16 protein-coding genes are annotated in these 16,264 nt (G+C 72.9%); 7 read left to right on the top strand and 9 right to left on the bottom strand.

What is annotated here, in order from left to right; all coding sequences use genetic code 11:
* Nucleotide 1 precedes the first annotated feature (1 nt).
* The 5 genes from TAE01_RS15740 (at nt 2) to TAE01_RS15720 (ending at nt 4,804) form a co-directional block, all read left to right on the top strand.
* Nucleotides 2-1,048: a sulfate ABC transporter substrate-binding protein gene (locus TAE01_RS15740; protein ID WP_222594152.1), complete on the top strand. Its 1,047-nt coding sequence runs from the start codon at nt 2-4 to the stop codon at nt 1,046-1,048.
* Nucleotides 1,045-2,043 carry a sulfate ABC transporter permease subunit CysT gene (gene cysT, locus TAE01_RS15735; RefSeq protein WP_246111390.1) on the top strand — a complete coding sequence of 333 codons (999 nt, stop codon included), beginning with the start codon at nt 1,045-1,047 and terminating at the stop codon, nt 2,041-2,043. Before TAE01_RS15740 ends, cysT begins: the two co-directional genes overlap by 4 nt.
* Nucleotides 2,040-2,846, top strand: a complete 807-nt coding sequence (gene cysW, locus TAE01_RS15730) for a sulfate ABC transporter permease subunit CysW (RefSeq protein ID WP_147067764.1) — start codon at nt 2,040-2,042, stop codon at nt 2,844-2,846. The genes cysT and cysW overlap by 4 nt, the downstream gene beginning before the upstream one ends.
* The gene (locus tag TAE01_RS15725; protein WP_147067763.1) at nt 2,843-3,853 is read left to right on the top strand and encodes a sulfate/molybdate ABC transporter ATP-binding protein; all 1,011 of its coding nucleotides are present in this window, start codon (nt 2,843-2,845) and stop codon (nt 3,851-3,853) included. Before cysW ends, TAE01_RS15725 begins: the two co-directional genes overlap by 4 nt.
* 486 nt (nt 3,854-4,339) lie before the next feature.
* The gene (locus TAE01_RS15720) at nt 4,340-4,804 is read left to right on the top strand and encodes an RrF2 family transcriptional regulator (RefSeq protein WP_147067762.1); all 465 of its coding nucleotides are present in this window, start codon (nt 4,340-4,342) and stop codon (nt 4,802-4,804) included.
* A 128-nt stretch (nt 4,805-4,932) separates the two neighbouring features.
* Here TAE01_RS15720 and TAE01_RS15715 read toward each other — a convergent pair whose 3' ends face one another.
* The 8 genes from TAE01_RS15715 to TAE01_RS15685 form a co-directional block, all read right to left on the bottom strand.
* A complete protein-coding gene (locus TAE01_RS15715; RefSeq protein WP_147067761.1) occupies nt 4,933-5,292 on the bottom strand; it encodes an Rv3654c family TadE-like protein in 360 nt (119 codons plus the stop codon).
* Nucleotides 5,289-5,615, bottom strand: a complete 327-nt coding sequence (locus TAE01_RS15710; protein WP_147067760.1) for a TadE family type IV pilus minor pilin — start codon at nt 5,613-5,615, stop codon at nt 5,289-5,291. Before TAE01_RS15710 ends, TAE01_RS15715 begins: the two co-directional genes overlap by 4 nt.
* Nucleotides 5,616-5,656: 41 nt before the next feature.
* On the bottom strand, nt 5,657-5,872 hold the full coding sequence (locus TAE01_RS15705; protein ID WP_147067759.1) for a DUF4244 domain-containing protein: 216 nt from the start codon (nt 5,870-5,872) through the stop codon (nt 5,657-5,659).
* Between the two features lie 157 nt (nt 5,873-6,029).
* On the bottom strand, nt 6,030-6,674 hold the full coding sequence (locus TAE01_RS15700; RefSeq protein ID WP_186815239.1) for a type II secretion system F family protein: 645 nt from the start codon (nt 6,672-6,674) through the stop codon (nt 6,030-6,032).
* A gap of 61 nt (nt 6,675-6,735) precedes the next feature.
* Complete coding sequence (locus TAE01_RS20585; protein WP_186815238.1) at nt 6,736-7,722, bottom strand: type II secretion system F family protein; 987 nt, start codon at nt 7,720-7,722, stop codon at nt 6,736-6,738.
* A gap of 31 nt (nt 7,723-7,753) precedes the next feature.
* The gene (locus TAE01_RS15695; RefSeq protein WP_147067757.1) at nt 7,754-8,947 is read right to left on the bottom strand and encodes a TadA family conjugal transfer-associated ATPase; all 1,194 of its coding nucleotides are present in this window, start codon (nt 8,945-8,947) and stop codon (nt 7,754-7,756) included.
* Entirely contained in the window at nt 8,944-9,762 is an 819-nt protein-coding gene (locus TAE01_RS15690; RefSeq protein WP_147067756.1) for a CpaE-like family protein, read from the bottom strand. Before TAE01_RS15690 ends, TAE01_RS15695 begins: the two co-directional genes overlap by 4 nt.
* A gap of 745 nt (nt 9,763-10,507) precedes the next feature.
* Nucleotides 10,508-11,380, bottom strand: coding sequence for a Fic family protein (locus TAE01_RS15685; RefSeq protein WP_147067755.1), 873 nt, complete (start codon nt 11,378-11,380; stop codon nt 10,508-10,510).
* Nucleotides 11,381-11,627: 247 nt separating this feature from the next.
* Here TAE01_RS15685 and trpS point away from each other — a divergent pair, with 247 nt between their 5' ends.
* Nucleotides 11,628-12,782, top strand: a complete 1,155-nt coding sequence (gene trpS, locus TAE01_RS15680; protein ID WP_147067754.1) for a tryptophan--tRNA ligase — start codon at nt 11,628-11,630, stop codon at nt 12,780-12,782.
* Here the strand turns inward: trpS and TAE01_RS15675 are convergent.
* Nucleotides 12,776-13,600, bottom strand: coding sequence for a lysophospholipid acyltransferase family protein (locus TAE01_RS15675; RefSeq protein ID WP_147067753.1), 825 nt, complete (start codon nt 13,598-13,600; stop codon nt 12,776-12,778). The genes trpS and TAE01_RS15675 overlap by 7 nt on opposite strands.
* Nucleotides 13,601-13,891: 291 nt before the next feature.
* Between TAE01_RS15675 and acs the strand changes: the two genes are divergently transcribed.
* Nucleotides 13,892-15,886 (top strand): acetate--CoA ligase, encoded by a 1,995-nt coding sequence (acs, locus tag TAE01_RS15670; protein ID WP_147067752.1) that lies wholly within the window; start codon nt 13,892-13,894, stop codon nt 15,884-15,886.
* Nucleotides 15,887-16,264: the final 378 nt, after the last annotated feature.

Here is a 16,264-nt window from a genome sequence, read left to right as displayed (position 1 = left end):
CATGCGCCGCCCGACCCTCGCCTCCAGCGCCCTCGCCACCATCGCCGTCACCGCGACCCTGGGCCTGACGGCGTGCGCCGGCGGGGGGGCCAGCGACAGCGTCGCGGCCGCCGGGACCGCTGCTGCGGGCGGCGCCACGACGAGCACCATCAACCTCTACGCGTATGCCGTCCCCAAGGTCGGCTTCGACGTCGTCATCCCCGCCTTCCAGAAGACGGCAGCCGGCAAGGGCGTGCAGTTCCAGCAGAGCTACGGCGCCTCCGGCGACCAGAGCCGCAAGGTCGCCGCGGGCGCCGAGGCCGACTTCGTCAACTTCTCCGTCGAGCCCGACATCACCCGGCTTGTCGACGCGGGACTCGTCGACCCCAACTGGAATGCCAACGCGCACAAGGGCATTCCCTTCGGCTCGGTCGTCACGATCGTCGTGCGCAAGGGCAACCCCAAGGGCATCAAGGACTGGGACGACCTGCTCAAGCCCGGCATCGAGGTCGTCACGCCCAACCCGTTCTCGTCCGGCTCGGCCAAGTGGAACCTCCTCGCCCCGTACGCCGCCAAGAGCAACGGTGGCGCCGACAAGGCCGCCGGCCTCGCCTACATCTCCGCGCTCGTCAAGGACCACGTCAAGGTCCAGCCCAAGTCGGGCCGCGAGGCCACCGAGACCTTCCTCCAGGGCAGCGGCGACGCCCTCCTCAGCTACGAGAACGAGGCCCTCTTCGTCGAGAAGAGCGGCGACCCCGTCGAGCACGTGACGCCGCCCACGACCTTCAAGATCGAGAACCCGGCCGCCGTGCTCAAGGGCAGCAAGAACCTGGCGACCGCAACGGCGTTCGACAACTACCTCTACACGCCCGAGGCCCAGAAGCTGCTGGCCGAGGCCGGCTTCCGCCCGGTCGACCCCACGGTCGCCCAGGAGTTCGCCTCGAAGTTCCCCAACCCGACGAAGCTCTGGACCATCGCCGACCTCGGCGGCTGGAAGACCGTGGACAGCACGCTCTTCAAGAAGGACGTCGGTGACATCGCCAAGATCTACGACCAGGCGACGCAGTGACGGCCCACACCGACGAGCAGCGCGGGGGCCTGCGTCCGGGGACGGACGCAGCGCCCCTGCCGCCGCGTCCGGACCCGACGCCGACGGACGGCACACGACCTGACGCCGACGCCCCGCGCCCGGACGGTGCCGGCCCACCGGCGGCCGGCCGAGCCGGTTCAGCCGCGGGATCCGGTCGACCACGTGGATCCGGGGCCGGGCTGGGCGGCCTCCGCCGTCCCCTCGGCGTCGGTGTCGTCACCCTGTGGCTCAGCGTCATCGTGCTGCTGCCGTTGGCGGCGCTGACGGTCGCCGCCTTCGGCGACGGACTCGCCGGCTTCTGGGACGCGGTGACGGCCCCGACCGCGCTGGCGGCGCTGTGGGTCACCGTCCTCGTCTCGGCGATCGTCGCCCTCGTCAACGCGGTCCTCGGGACGCTCGTCGCGTGGGTGCTCGTCCGCGACGAGTTCCGGGGCAAGCGCCTCGTCAACGCCGTCATCGATCTGCCCTTCGCGCTGCCGACGATCGTCGCGAGCATCGTGCTCCTCGCCCTCTACGGACCCAACAGCCCCATCGGCGTCGAGCTCAACGCGACCCGGTGGGGTCTCGTCGTCGCCCTGCTCTTCGTGACGCTGCCGTTCGTCGTCCGGTCGGTCCAGCCCGTCCTCATCGAGGCCGACCGCGAGGTCGAGGAGGCCGCCGCCTCGCTCGGCGCCTCCGGGTGGACGACGTTCCGCCGGATCGTGCTGCCGACGCTGGGGCCCGCGATCCTCAGCGGCACCGGCCTCGCCTTCGCCCGCGCCATCGGCGAGTACGGCTCCGTCGTGCTCATCGGCGGCAACATCCCGCGCGACACGCAGGTGGCGTCGCAGTACATCCAGCAGCAGATCGAGATCGACCGGCCGCAGGCCGCCGCCGCCGTCTCGGTGGCGCTCCTCGCCATCGCCTTCCTCACGCTGTTCGTGCTCCGGGTCGTGTCCAGCCGCACCCAGCGCCGCGAGGAGCGTGACGCATGAAGGTCTCCCGTGGCACGCGCCTGTCGCTGCGCGTCGTGGCGCTCGGCTACCTCTTCGTCCTGCTCGCCGTCCCGATCGGCGTCATCCTCTGGCGCACCTTCGAGCCGGGGCTGTCCGAGTTCGTCGCGTCGATCTCGACGCCGGCGGCCAGGTCTGCCCTCAACCTGTCGCTGCTCATCGTGGCGATCACCGTCCCGATCAACGTCGTCTTCGGGGTCGCGACGGCGATCGCGTTGGTGCGCGGTCGATTCCGTGGCCGTGGGCTGCTGCAGGCTGTCGTCGACCTGCCGTTCGCCGTGTCACCCATCGTCGTCGGCGTCGCCCTCATCATGCTGTGGGGGGCGGGCGGATGGTTCGGGGCCCTCGACCGGGCCGGCTTCCAGGTCATCTTCGGCATCCCCGGCATGGTGCTCGCGACGATCTTCGTGACCCTGCCGTTCGTCGTCCGTGAGGTGGAGCCGGTGCTCCACGAGATCGGCACCGAGCAGGAGCAGGCCGCCTCGACGCTCGGGGCCGACGGCTGGCAGACCTTCTGGCGCATCACGCTGCCCGCGATCCGGTGGGGGCTGACCTACGGCATCGTCCTGACGGTCGCGCGGGCACTCGGAGAGTTCGGGGCCGTCATCATGGTCAGCTCCGGCTTCCCGGGGGTCTCGCAGACCCTGACGCTGCTCGTGCACTCGCGCTACATCGACGACCACAACACCTACGGCGCGTATGCCGCCGCCACCCTCCTCATGGGCATCGCGCTCGTCGTGCTGCTGCTCATGACCGTGCTCGACCGCAAGAGGAGCGACCGATGATCACCGTGACCAGCGCCCGGAAGAACTACGGCTCGTTCGCCGCCCTCGACGACGTCAGCCTCGACATCCCGAGCGGCTCGTTGACCGCGCTGCTCGGTCCGAGCGGCTCCGGCAAGTCGACGCTGCTGCGCTCCATCGCCGGGCTCGAGAGCCTCGACTCGGGCACCGTCACCATCCAAGGCCGCGACGTCACGTCGGAGCCGCCCCAGCGCCGCGGCATCGGCTTCGTCTTCCAGCACTACGCCGCCTTCAAGCACATGACGGTCCGCGACAACGTCGCCTTCGGTCTGACGATCCGCAAGCGCCCCAAGGCCGAGACGGCCAGGAAGGTCGACGAGCTCCTCGAGATCGTCGGGCTCGAGGGCTTCCAGCACCGCTACCCGGCGCAGCTGTCCGGTGGGCAGCGCCAGCGGATGGCCCTCGCCCGTGCGCTCGCCGTCGACCCGCAGGTGCTGCTCCTCGACGAGCCGTTCGGCGCCCTCGACGCCAAGGTGCGCACCGACCTGCGCCAGTGGCTGCGGAGGTTGCACGACGAGGTGCACGTGACCACGGTGCTCGTGACGCACGACCAGGAGGAGGCGCTCGACGTCGCCGACCGGATCGCCGTGCTCAACAAGGGCCGCATCGAGCAGGTCGGTGACCCGGTGACGCTCTACGAGCGGCCGGCCAACGACTTCGTCATGGGCTTCCTCGGGTCGGTCGCCCAGCTCGGCGGGCAGCTCGTGCGGCCGCACGACATCGTGCTCGAGCGCGACCGCGCGACGGCCCTGGCGCTGGACGCCAAGGTCGCCGACTCCCCCGGTGTCATCGACGCGGTCGTCGAGCGCGTCGTGCCGCTCGGCTTCGAGGTGCGGGTCGACCTGCGTGCCGACTCGGGCGAGAGGTTCGCGGCGCAGATCACCCGGCGCGACGCCGCCGAGCTGCAGCTGCACGAGGGCGAGACCGTCCACGCACGGGCCGTGGCGCGCTCGAGCGTCGTCGAGCACGACCCGGCCCTCGCCATCTGAGACCACGCGTCCAGCGCGGGAGCCGAGGTTGGACAGCCCTCCCGCTCGCACGAACGACGGCCTAACGTATGCCGTGACGCTTCCTTCGCCGCCACGCGGCGCAGGTGAGAGGCTCGGGACCGCCGGGCGAGGGCTCGAGCAGGAACCCGAGTGAACTGAGGCGGCGAGGGGACGACACCTCGCCGCCTCAGTCATGTCGCCTCAGTCATGCCGCGCCAGTCATGCCACCGCCGACGTGCGGTCAACGACCTGCCGGCTGTCACGCGCCCACCGCCCCGCCCACCGTCCGCCCACCATTCCGCCCACCATTCCGCCCATGGTCCCGTGCCGCACACCCCGTCGCCGACTCGCGTCCGTCATCGCGGAGGCGGTCTCGCGCCAACTCGGGCCGCCGGCTCGAGTCGCGCCAGCTCGAGTCGCGCCAGCTCGGGTCGCGCCCGCACCGGGGTGGTGCTGGCGGACCGTCGGGTGCGGCAGACTGCACGCGTGGACATCTCGGCACGAGTCGACTACGCGGTCCGCGCGATGCTCATCCTCGCCGAGGCGGACGCGGAGGGCTCGGGCCCCATCAGCGTGGACACCCTGGCGACCCGTCAGGAGCTGCCGCGCAAGTTCCTCGAGGCCATCTTCGCGGACCTGCGTCGCAGCGACCTCGTGCTCAGCCGTCGAGGCGCGCGCGGCGGCTACGTCCTCGGTCGCCCGCGCGGCGAGATCAGCGTGGGAGACATCTTCCGGTCCGTCGACGGGCCGCTCGCCGAGGTGCGCGGACTGCGGCCGCACGAGACGGAGTACCAAGGCGTCGCCACGCACCTGCCCAGCCTGTGGGTCGCGGTGCGCGCGAGCCTGCGCGAGGTGCTCGACGAGACGTCGATCGAGGACCTGCGCACCGGAGACCTCCCCGACCGGGTGCGTCAGCTGCTCTCGGCACCGGACGCCTGGCGCAACCGCTGAGCACGGCCGGTCGCGCGGCTCCGCTGGAGTCGGAGGCAGCGACCTGCTCGTTGCCACGACTGCCGGACTCGGGCGCTGCACGGCGGATGGCTGGACAACCGCACGAGAGTCACCGGTGACGAGCCGCGTCATCGCTCCGGACCGGCCCTCGCGCGCGCGACCGCAGGGTCGGGCCACAGTCCGGCAGGCACCGAGACGCGCATCTCCACGACCACCCCGTCTGACGAACAGCTCTGTGTCGCAGCCCTGTTCGCCTGAGCCACGGCCACGGCTCGTGCGCAGGCTCCTGCGGGTGCCACCCCCTCCTGGATCGCCGACGCCCCCGCCAGCGACGCGAGGTCGGCGGCCAAGCGGGCCTGCTGGCTGGCGACGACCGCGGACGCGACGACGAGCGCACCGACCGTGAGGGCCAGCACGACCCCCACGAGGGAGAGCACCAGCACGCTGGCCGCGCCCCGCTCGCGCGGATGCCGTGCTCCCCGCGTCACGAGGTCGTCTCAACGGGGGTGACCGCGGAGGCACTGAGGTCCCACCCCGGAAGAGCACCCGACCCGCCGGTGCGCACCGAGACGGTGACACGCACCCCGCCGCCTGCGACCCCCGAGACCTGAACAGTCGCCCCCGCCGGTGCAGATGCCGCGGCGAGCGCCCGGACGCGGGCCGGGTCGTCACCACGGGCCGCAGCCCTGCTCGCGACGCGCGCGGCGTCGATGCACCGGATCTGGTCGACCGCGGCCCGCGCGGCGCCGAGGCAGAGGGCCAGCACGAGCACGACCGACGGGATGGCGACGGCGAGCTCCGCCGTCACCATCCCGCGCTCGCGCGCCGGTGAGGGACGAGCGCACCGAGGCATCACCCCGCGATCCCCAAGGCGCTCTGCACGATCCCCGCCAGTGCGCTGCGCACCGCGTCGGACTTGACGACGCCGAGCAGCACGAGCGCGAACGTGCAGGCCGCCATGATGCCGACGGCGTACTCCGCAGTCGTCATGCCGGCGTCACGCGCCGGCCGGGCGGTCCTCACACCGGTGAACCGTCGGGTCAGTCGGTGGGTCAGACGGTGGGTCATGGGCTTCTCCTTCTCCTTGCCCGGGCCGGAGCGCCCGGAACGATGTGGGTCCTGGTCGTGGAGGTCGTGCGGATGTCGCGGTCGCTGAGGTGGCCGCTGAGGCAGGTGTCGTGGTCGCTGAGGCACGTGTCGCCCAGAGGGGAACGCGGCGCGGAGGTCAGCCGCTCATGAGGTCACCGGCCAGGGCGATGACGAGCGGGGCCACGGTCGTGAGGCAGAAGGCCGGAAGGAGCACGAGGCCCAATGGCGCCACGAGACGCACGCCGACCTTGGCCGCCGAGACCTCGAGCCGCTCGAGCTCGGACGCGCGCAGGTCGTCGGACGCCGCGAGCAGCATCGCGCCCGGCGGCACTCCCGCCTGGTGGGCGATGGCGATGGCCCGCGCAGCAGGTGCCCAGGCACGTCCGACCGACGACCACGCCTCGGCTTCCCCCGCGCCCCATCGCAGCGCAGTGGCCACCTGCCGAAGGTCGCCGGCCGCCGGCCCGGTCAGCCCGGACGCGACGGCTTCGAGGACGTCCCAGGTGGGCAGCCCCGAACGGTAGGCCAGTGCCAGCAGCGCGAGCGCCGAGGAGACCTCTGCGTCACCGGTCTCGGTCGGAGCGAGCCCAGGCCCTCGAGCGCGGCGGAACCTGCCGGCCTCTCGGTCCTTCCCGCCGCGAGCCGTCGCGCCGGCTGCAGCACGCCTCGAGTGGCGCGGCCCGCCGAGGAGGACGAGCACGGCGGCTGCGGCCAGCGCCGCAGCCACGACGGCTGGGAGGTTGACACCCAGCACGGCCCCGAACGAGGCGAGCGGACTCACGGCCGAACCGCCTTCCGGACCATCCGGATGCACGACACCCGGTCCGCCGCGACGGCGGGCCTCATGGCCGAACCGCCTTCCGGACCATCCGGGTGCACCAGGCCCGACCCACCCACACCAGGAGCAGGCCGAGCACGGCGCAGGCCGTGGCGATGGGCGAGGCGAGGTAGAGAGATGCCGGATCGATGCCGCACGCGAGCCCGAACAACGGACCGGTGAGCGGGAGCAGGGTCAGCACCGTGACCGTGGCGCGCGGCCCCGCGACGGCCACGGCGACCTTGCCCCGCCGGGAGCGGGCGTCGAGCAGTCCCCGGACGGCCCGGTCGACCGCCGATGCCAGTGGCGCCCCGGTGGTCTCCGAGAGCCGCCACGCCGCCGCGACGAGTGAGAGCTCCGCAGTGGCGCTGCGCTCGGCCCACGCGGCCCAGACCGACGAGGTCGGCTCGGCGAGGTCGCTCGCCTCGATCAGGGCGCCGACGAGCCGGTCGATGTCGGCCCGCGGCAAAGAGGACGCTGCGACCAACCCGCCGCGTTCGCTCTCCGTGGTCCCCGGGGGTGGCGTGCCCCTGAGCCGCCCACCCGAACTGCGGCCGCCGTGCCTGCGGCGGCGCCCGCTCTCGTGGTGGGCGTGACGTCGTCTGCTCGACCCCGCCATCGATGCGCGGGCCTCCACCACGCGGGCGGCGCCGAGGGTGGAGGTCGCCGCCAGCTCGATGGCGCGCGCCGGGGTCAGGCCCGCGGCGAGCGCCGGACCGATGCCACGCAGCAGGTCGAGCACGTCGTCGACGAGGTCTCCCGGTCGACGTCTCAGCCTCCACTGTCGGTAGAGGTCGACGGGGTCCTGCCGCCAGAGGCTCGCGGGCGCACCCGAAGCGGTCGTCGACGGGACCTCGTCGCTCACGTGACCGCGTGGGACACCGGTCGAGACCTCGCTCAGGACATCGCCAGGCCGCAGCCCGGCGATCGGCGAGCACACCGATGCCCGCCCGGGCCACAGCAGCACGGCGACGCCGACGAACACCGCCCCGATGACCTCCCCGACGCTCATGACGCCCTCACGGCATGCTCCGTGTCGGCGCTCATGAGGCATCCGGTCCCAGGTCGACGCCCAGGTCGACGCCCAGCCCGAGACGGGCCGCCAGGGCGGGCCACCCCTCGGCACAGCGTGGCGGGTGGCCCGGACCGTCCCACTCGAGCGCCGGCACGATGCAGGGGCCTCCGTCGCGGCGGAAGAGCGCTGCCACCGAGGCGACCCGGCGCAGCCCGCGCTCCCGCGTGACGTGGACGACGACGTCGATGGCCGCAGCCAGCTGTGCCCGGACGGCGTCCGGAGCCAGACCGGCCAGGGCTCCCAGCGCCTCGAACCGGGCGACGACGTCGGCCGGTGCGTTGGCGTGCACGGTGCCGCAGCCTCCCTCGTGCCCGGTGTTGAGGGCGGCTAGGAGCTCGCGCACCTCGGCACCGCGGACCTCTCCGACGACGATGCGGTCGGGACGCATGCGCAGGGCCTGACGCACGAGCGTCGTCAGGGTGACCTCGCCGGCTCCTTCGACGTTGGCCGGCCTGGCCTCGAGCCGAACGAGGTGCGGGTGGTCGACGGTGAGCTCACGGACGTCTTCGACGACAAGGAGCCGCTCGACGGGGTCGCTGCACCCGAGGAGGGCGGCCAGGAGCGTGGTCTTGCCGGCGCCGGTGCCGCCGGAGACGACGAACGCGAGCCGCCGGGCCACGAGCGCCCGCAGCACGGGCTCCCACTCCGGCGGCACCATGTGCCGCGCACACAGCTCCGCCAGCGGCACGGGCTCGACGGCCGGGACGCGGATGGTGATGTGGGGCCCGCCCTCGACGAGCGGCGGCAGCATGGCGTGCAGCCGGGCGCCGGACGGGAGCTGCCCGTCCACCCAGGGGCTGGCCTCGTCGAAGCGGCGCCCGGCGAGGCCCGCCAGCCGGACCGCCAGCCCCCTGGCGTCGTCGCCGTCGAGCCGCACCCCGACCGGCTCCATGCCGTGACCGCGGTCGACCCAGATGCGACCGTCACCGTTGACGGCCACGTCGGTGACGCCCGGCTCGCAGAGCCACGGGTCGAGGGGCCCGGCTCCCAGCACCCGCGACGCGAGCGCCGACCGGGTCTCGGCGACACGGTCGGCCCCGAGCGCGCCGCGCTCCTGCTCCGCGACGGCCCCGACGGCCGCTCCGTCGGGACCGACCCCGGCCCGGACGCGCTGCCACACGGCCGGGGTGAGGGTCCCGCGGGCCTGCCGCTCGGCGCTCATGCCGCGACGGACTGGTCGATGAGCCGGAGCAGCAGCTCGTCGGCGGTGCGCACGACCTCGCCGCGACCCCGGGCACCCGGCGGGAGCCCGTCGGCCACCTCCGCCACGAGCCGGCGGTCGTCGCCCAGAGCGGCCACGAGAGGCACGTCGAGCTCGTCCATGACGAGGTCCTCGAGATCGGCCTCGACCCGCTGGCCGCGCAGCACCACCCAGGGCTCGATGGGCAGCAGCGGCTCGGACTCCCACGGCCGCCCGGCGTCGCGGACCCGGTGCAGGAGCCGCCGCCCACCCGACACCACGGCGGAGGCGACGGCGAGCTGGGGCACCTGGGTGCCGGCCACCACGACGACGGCGTCGACGAGCAGGGCGACGGCATCGAGCACGGCGGGGTCTCGAGGGAGGTCCAGGACGGTCAGGTCGTGGGCGTCCGCCAGTCCGGCCACGACGTCGGGCACCGTGGCGAGCCACTCCCCGACCCCCTGGGGCTCCGCCCACCCCTCAGACCTCGCGGGCCCGGGAGCCGCGTCCCAGCCCGCGCCGCGGCGGCCGGAGAGCACCGGCACGCCGCACGAGACGGGCAGCTCGTCGGCGAGCCCGAGGCCGTCGACGATGCCCGCGACGTCCGCGAGCTCGGGCCACCGCCAGCCCGGCTCCTGCTCGAGGCCGAAGACGACGTCGAGGCAGCCGGCGAGCGGGTCGAGGTCGACCGCGACGACCGTGCGGCCGGCAGCGCACGCGCGGACCGCCACGGCGGCGGCGAGGGTCGAGGACCCGACCCCACCGGAGGCCGGCATGAAGGCGATGACGTTTCCCATGCGCCCACCGTCACGCACCCGCGAGGCCGCGCCCACCGGCATACGACCGACGGTGGACAGCCGGGCTCCCCGACCGGGAGGTGTGGACAACGGTGCCGGGCCGACCACCGGGCCGCCCACGCCGGCCGCCCACCCTGCCGCCCACACCAGCGACCCGAAAGGCCCGGAAATGAGTGGTGGCCCTCGTCCGGGGGAAGACGAAGGCCACCTCACGAGACTGGCGCCGGGGGGGAGGAGCCAGATCGCGTTGGTGCTCTACCCCTGGGGGGAGCACCGCTGTCAATGGTGGACGCTCGACCTCCGGATTGCAAACCGAGATGTCACGACACGCGCGGATTTCTGGCGCTATGTCACGACACGGGAAATTCGGTGAAATCCCGGCCCGCGACAGGAGATCTTCGCATATAGGGCGGAGGCCCCCCGACCGTGGGTCGGGGGGCCTCCAGAGAAGTTCCGGGCTACCAGGCGTGCATTCTCGTTCGTGTCGCCCCGGTTGTGCGCCCGGGGGTGGACTGTTCCAAGGGAACTGCTCTCGCGTGGGTACTCGGCCTCTTCTCGAGACTTCTGTCCTGCGTGGATCCGGATCTACGCCTCTCGGCGATGGTGGTTCCTGAGACCGTTCTACTCCAGGGCCCCGGCGTGGCGACAGACCCCGAGGGCCGGCGCGGGGAAGAACTGTCCACCCCCGTGGACATCCCGCACGAATCGCCACTCGAGTCCGTTCAGCGGGGACTCAGGTGAGGCCTCAGGCCAGGCGTCCCGCCCGCACCGCGTCGCTGATCCGCTGTCCCTCGGCCGCGCCCCGGACCATCGCCTCCCCTGCCTGGGAGAGCCAGAGACCGACGCCGGCCGCGCCACCACTGGCGTATGCCGTGAGCGCCCCGAGGTACGCCGGCCCACCGTTGCCGACGTGGCCGGCTTCCGGCACGGCCACCCCGGTGGTGTCGAGACCGAGGGCCTGGACGAGGGCGCGCTCCATGGCCCGGGCGACGAGGCCGTTGCCGTGGACGAAGGGCCGGACGGCGGCGATCTCCGCGTGGACGAGCGCCGCGACGACCGTCGCGGGGACGCGGTTGCTGCGGGCCGCGGCGACGATGACGTCAGACAGGGAGGCGAGCCGCGCGGCCACGGCGGTCGGGACCGGTGCCGGTCCCAGGTCGACGAGCTCGGTGCAGCCCTCGTCGCCGGTGCGCGGTCGTCCGAGCGCGTCGCCACTGACGACGGACGAGGCGGCGGCGACGTGAAGCCGGGCCAGCGCCTGCAGCGGGGCGGTGCGCACGAGGGCGACGACGCGCTCGCTCTCGGCCGTCGCGCCCACGGCGCCCTTGAGGGTGCGCAGGCCGGGGTCGAGGTCCTCGGGCCAGTCGCGCGCGCCGCTCATCAGCTCGCGGACGACGTCGACGGGGAACTCCGCGCCGTCGAGGGCCGCGCTGGCCTGGGCGCCGCGGACGCGTGACTCGGCGGCGGCCTCGGGGATGCGCCGGCGGAGCGCCTCGTGGAACCTCAGCCGGGTGCACGCCTCGCGGGCGGCGTCGGCGCGCTCGCGCACGTCGGGCAGGTCGGTCAGGGCGACGAGCTGGTCGAGCAGGGCGGTCTGGGCGGGAGTCACGTCGGGCACCGGGCCAGCGTAGGAGCGTCGCGGTGCGCCGACGACGGATCGACAGCCGTGGAGGGCGTGAGTACCCTCACTGACATGAGTTCGACCGTCGCACCGATCCGCGCGTGGTGGCTGCCCAGCTGAGGCGGCCCGTCGAACCAACCCGAGATCCGGAGCCGCCCACGGGTGGCTCCTCGCGTATGTCCTGACGACAAGGACGTGCGGCCAGGTCTCTCCCGTGGGCCTCCCCCACCCAAGGAGAGAGACCATGACCACGAGCACCCTTCGCGCGACGACCACCGCCGTTCCCGACGCGTCCCCCGAGGACCCAGGGACCCCGGCGGTCCTCGACGGCGTGAGCACGACGTATGCCGTGGCCCGCGACCGCAGCGCCGTCCTCGACGCGCTCATCGACGGGCACGCGGCCGAGGACCCGGCGCGCTTCCGCATGCTGACCGGCGACCGGCCGACGGGGCCGCTGCACATCGGTCACTACCTGGCCAGTCTTCGCAATCGGGTCCGACTGCAGGACAAGGGAGTCGAGACCTTCGTCGTCATCGCCGACTACCAGGTGATCACCGACCGTGACTCCGTGGGCGAGATGGGGACCAACGTCCACGGCCTGGTGCTGGACTACCTCGCCGCCGGGATCGACCCGGCCCGCACGACGATCTTCACCCACAGCGCGGTCCCGGCCCTCAACCAGCTGATGCTGCCGTTCCTGTCGCTCGTCACCGACGCCGAGCTGCGCCGCAACCCGACGGTCAAGGACGAGCTCGCCCTCTCCGACGGGCGTCCGCTGTCCGGGCTGCTGCTGACCTACCCGGTGCACCAGGCCGCCGACATCCTCTTCTGCCACAGCCGGATCGTGCCGGTCGGTCGCGACCAGCTGCCGCACCTCGAGCTGACTCGCGACATCGCGCGTCGCTTCAACACGAGGTATGCCGCGGGGCACGGCGTGTTTCCCGAGCCCGAGGCCCTGCTGAGCGAGGTCCCGCTGCTGCTCGGGACGGACGGCACGAAGATGAGCAAGAGCAAGGGCAACGTCATCAACCTGCGTGACACGGCGGACGAGACGGCGGCCCGGGTCAGGGCGGCCCGGACCGACTCGGAGCGCCGGATCACCTTCGACCCCGACGCCCGTCCCGCGGTGGCGAACCTGCTGACGATCGCCGGCCTCTTCCTCGGCGAGGCTCCGGAGGCCGTGGCCGAGCAGGTGGGCAACGGCGGCGCCCAGGCACTCAAGCGCGTCGTCACCGAGGCGGTCAACGACTCGCTGGAGGGGCACCGGGCGCGCCGGGCAGACCTCGCCGCCGACCCGGCATACGTCACCTCGGTGCTCCACGAGGGGAACGCGCGGGCCAACGAGGTGGCCGAGCGGACGCTCGCGACGGTGCGCGCGGTGATGGGGATGAGCTACTGAGCCGAGGGGCCGGCGAGGGGTGACCGACGCGAACGAGCGCGCTTGCGGGAGCGGCGGTTTCGCGCCTCGGCCGCCTGGTCGGCCTTGCGCATGCCCAGCTCGTCGAGCCGCAGCCCCTCCTCCGGCCCGGGCGCGGTGCCGCCACGCGACGCGGGCATCCACCACCGGTCCGCGTCGTCGCGCGGCCGGTCGGGATGGGTCTCGACAGCCTCGGCGAGCAACGCGTCGACACGCGCGCGCAGCTGCTCGGTCACGGCATACGGGTCGTCGTCGGCGTCGGGATGCAGGGGCTCGCCGACGACGATCGTCACGGCGGTGCCGCGACGCAGGCTGAAGCGGCCGCCGACGGTGAGCAGCCGCTGGCTGCCCCAGACGGCCACCGGCACGAGGGGCACGGCGCACCACGTCGCGACGGCGGCGGCCCCGGGGCGGAACGGGCGCAGCTCCCACGAGTGGGAGATCGTGGCCTCCGGGAAGAGCCCGACGACCTCACCGGCGCCGGCGTGGGCCACGGCGTGCCGCAGTGCGACCTCTCCGTGGGCGCGGTCGACGGGCACGTGCCCCATGGCGCGCATGGCCTGGCCGACGACGGGCGGGGTGAAGACGCCGTCCTTGGCGAGGAACCGCACGAAACGACCGCGCTGCCGGCCCACGAGCCCGACGAAGAGGAAGTCGAGGAAGCCCACGTGGTTGCTGGCGAGCACGGCGCCGCCCCGGCTCGGGAGGTGCTCAGCGCCCCGCACGTCGATGCGCAGCCCCAGCCCCGCGAAGAGTCCGAGGGCAGCGCGGATGACGAGGCGATACGTCCGGTCGGTCACACCCCATCTTCGTCACGGGCGCTCCGACCGGATGGCCCGACACGCCTCACCACACGCCGACACCCCGCGTCGCGCACGGAAGAGGCACGGAACACTCTCGGCGCAGGGCGGAACACGCTGGGAGTGACGACCGCTCGTCCCCGACCCGGGACCGCTCGACGGGCTACTCGTCGGTAGCGATGAGACCCGCCTCACTCCGCCCTTGATGCGCGAACTAGCCTGCGTTTGAGTTGTGCCAACCACGTCTGCCCGGGCACCGAGTGCGCGGCTGGCGCGACCGCACCACCGTCGATGCGAAAGGGTGACACCGTGAGCGAAGAGCCGCTCGAGAACCTCGTCCACGAGGGACAGACCTTCCCGCCCCTGCCCGACTTCGCCGCGCAGGCGAACGGCACGGCTGATCTCTACGAGCAGGCGGAGGCCGACCACGAGGGGTTCTGGGCCGAGCAGGCCCGCACCTACCTGACGTGGAGCACGCCCTTCACGCAGTCGCTCGACTGGAGCAACCCGCCGTTCGCGAAGTGGTTCGCCGACGGCGAGCTCAACGCCTGCGTCAACGCCGTCGACCGCCACGTCGAGGCCGGACGCGGCGACAAGGTCGCGATCCACTTCGTCGGCGAGCCCGAGGGCGACACTCGCGACATCACGTATGCCGACCTGCACGCCGAGGTCCAGCGCGCGGCCAACGCGCTCGCCGACCTCGGCGTCGGCAAGGGCGACACGGTCGCGATCTACCTGCCGATGATCCCGGAGGCCGCGGTCGCGATGCTCGCCTGCGCCCGCCTCGGCGCCCCGCACTCGGTCGTCTTCGGCGGTTTCTCGGCCGAGGCGCTGCACTCGCGCATCGACGACGCGCAGGCCAAGGTCGTCATCACCTCCGACGGCGGCTTCCGCCGCGGAGCCCCATCGGCCCTCAAGCCGGCCGTCGACGCGGCGCTCGACCACGGCGACACCTCGGTCGAGCACGTGCTCGTCGTCAGGCGCACCGGCCAGGACACGGCGTGGAACGACCGCGACGTCTGGTGGCACGAGGCGCTCGAGAAGGCCGCCCCGACGCACGAGGCGCAGGCGTTCGAGGCCGAGCACCCGCTCTTCATCCTCTACACCTCGGGCACGACCGGTAAGCCGAAGGGCATCTTCCACACGACCGGCGGCTACCTGACCCAGGCGGCCTACACGAACGCCGTCGTGCACGACGTGCACCGCGACACCGACGTCTACTGGTGCACCGCCGACATCGGCTGGGTCACCGGGCACTCCTACATCGTCTACGGGCCTCTCACCAACGGGGTCACGCAGGTGATGTACGAGGGCACGCCCGACACCCCCCACCAGGGCCGGTGGTGGGAGATCGTGCAGGACTACAAGGTGACGATCCTCTACACCGCCCCGACGGCCGTGCGCACGTTCATGAAGTGGGGCGCCGACATCCCGGCGAAGTTCGACATGAGCTCGCTGCGCCTGCTCGGTTCGGTCGGTGAGCCGATCAACCCCGAGGCCTGGCTCTGGTACCACAAGCACATCGGTGGCGGCCGCGCCCCGATCGTCGACACGTGGTGGCAGACCGAGACCGGCGCGATCATGATCAGCCCGCTGCCGGGCGTCACGACCCTCGAGCCGGGCTCGGCCCAGAAGCCGATCCCCGGCATCAGCGCCGAGATCCTCGACGACGAGGGCAAGCCCTTCACGACGCCCGAGCAGGTCGGCTACCTCGTGCTGACGAAGCCGTGGCCGTCGATGCTGCGCGGCATCTGGGGCGACCCGGAGCGCTATAAGGAGACGTACTGGTCGCGGTTCGGCGAGAAGTACTACTTCGCCGGCGACGGCGCGAAGTACGACGCGCAGGGCAACATCTGGCTGCTCGGCCGGGTCGACGACGTCATGAACGTCTCGGGCCACCGCCTGTCGACGGCAGAGATCGAGTCGGCGCTCGTGTCGCACCCGAAGGTCGCGGAGGCAGCGGTGGTCGGCGCCAACGACGAGACGACGGGCCAGGCCGTCTGCGCCTTCGTCATCCTGCGTCAGGAGTTCGTCGAGGAGGCCGACGAGCCGGGCGAGGGCAAGGACCTCGTCCAGGAGCTGCGCAACCACGTGGCCAAGGAGATCGGGCCGATCGCGAAGCCGCGCTCGATCATGATCGTCAGCGAGCTGCCCAAGACGCGGTCGGGCAAGATCATGCGCCGCCTGCTCCGCGACGTCGCGGAGGGCCGTGAGGTCGGGGACGTGACGACGCTCGCCGACAGCTCGGTCATGGACCTCATCAAGACGGGCATGACGACGGACTGACGGCCTCCCGGTCTCCCACGGTCGCCACCGCCCGAGCCCGTATGCCGCCCGCCTCCCCTCGTGGGGAGGCGGGCGGCGTGCGTGGTCCCCTGGCTCGCCGCAGCCCGTCCACGTGACCACGTCGCCCCGGTCGCCCCGGTCGCCCCGGTAGCCCCGGTCGCCCCGGTCGCCCCGGTCGCCCCGGTCGCCCCGGCCGCCACGGCAGGCGGCACCACCAGGCGGCACCACCAAGGCGGCACCACTAAGGCGGCCGAGACCGACAGGTCGAGACCGACAGGGCTCGACCGACAGGTCGAAGGCCGACAGGTCGAAGGCCGACAGGTCGAAGGCCGACAGGTCGAAGGCCGACAGGTCGAAGGCCGACAGGTCGAAGGCCGA

The organism is Terrabacter aerolatus, assembly GCF_007991735.1.
Lineage (GTDB): Bacteria > Actinomycetota > Actinomycetes > Actinomycetales > Dermatophilaceae > Terrabacter > Terrabacter aerolatus.
The sequence above is the reverse complement of the archived record's forward strand: the minus strand, read 5'-3'. Positions and strand labels throughout refer to the sequence as shown.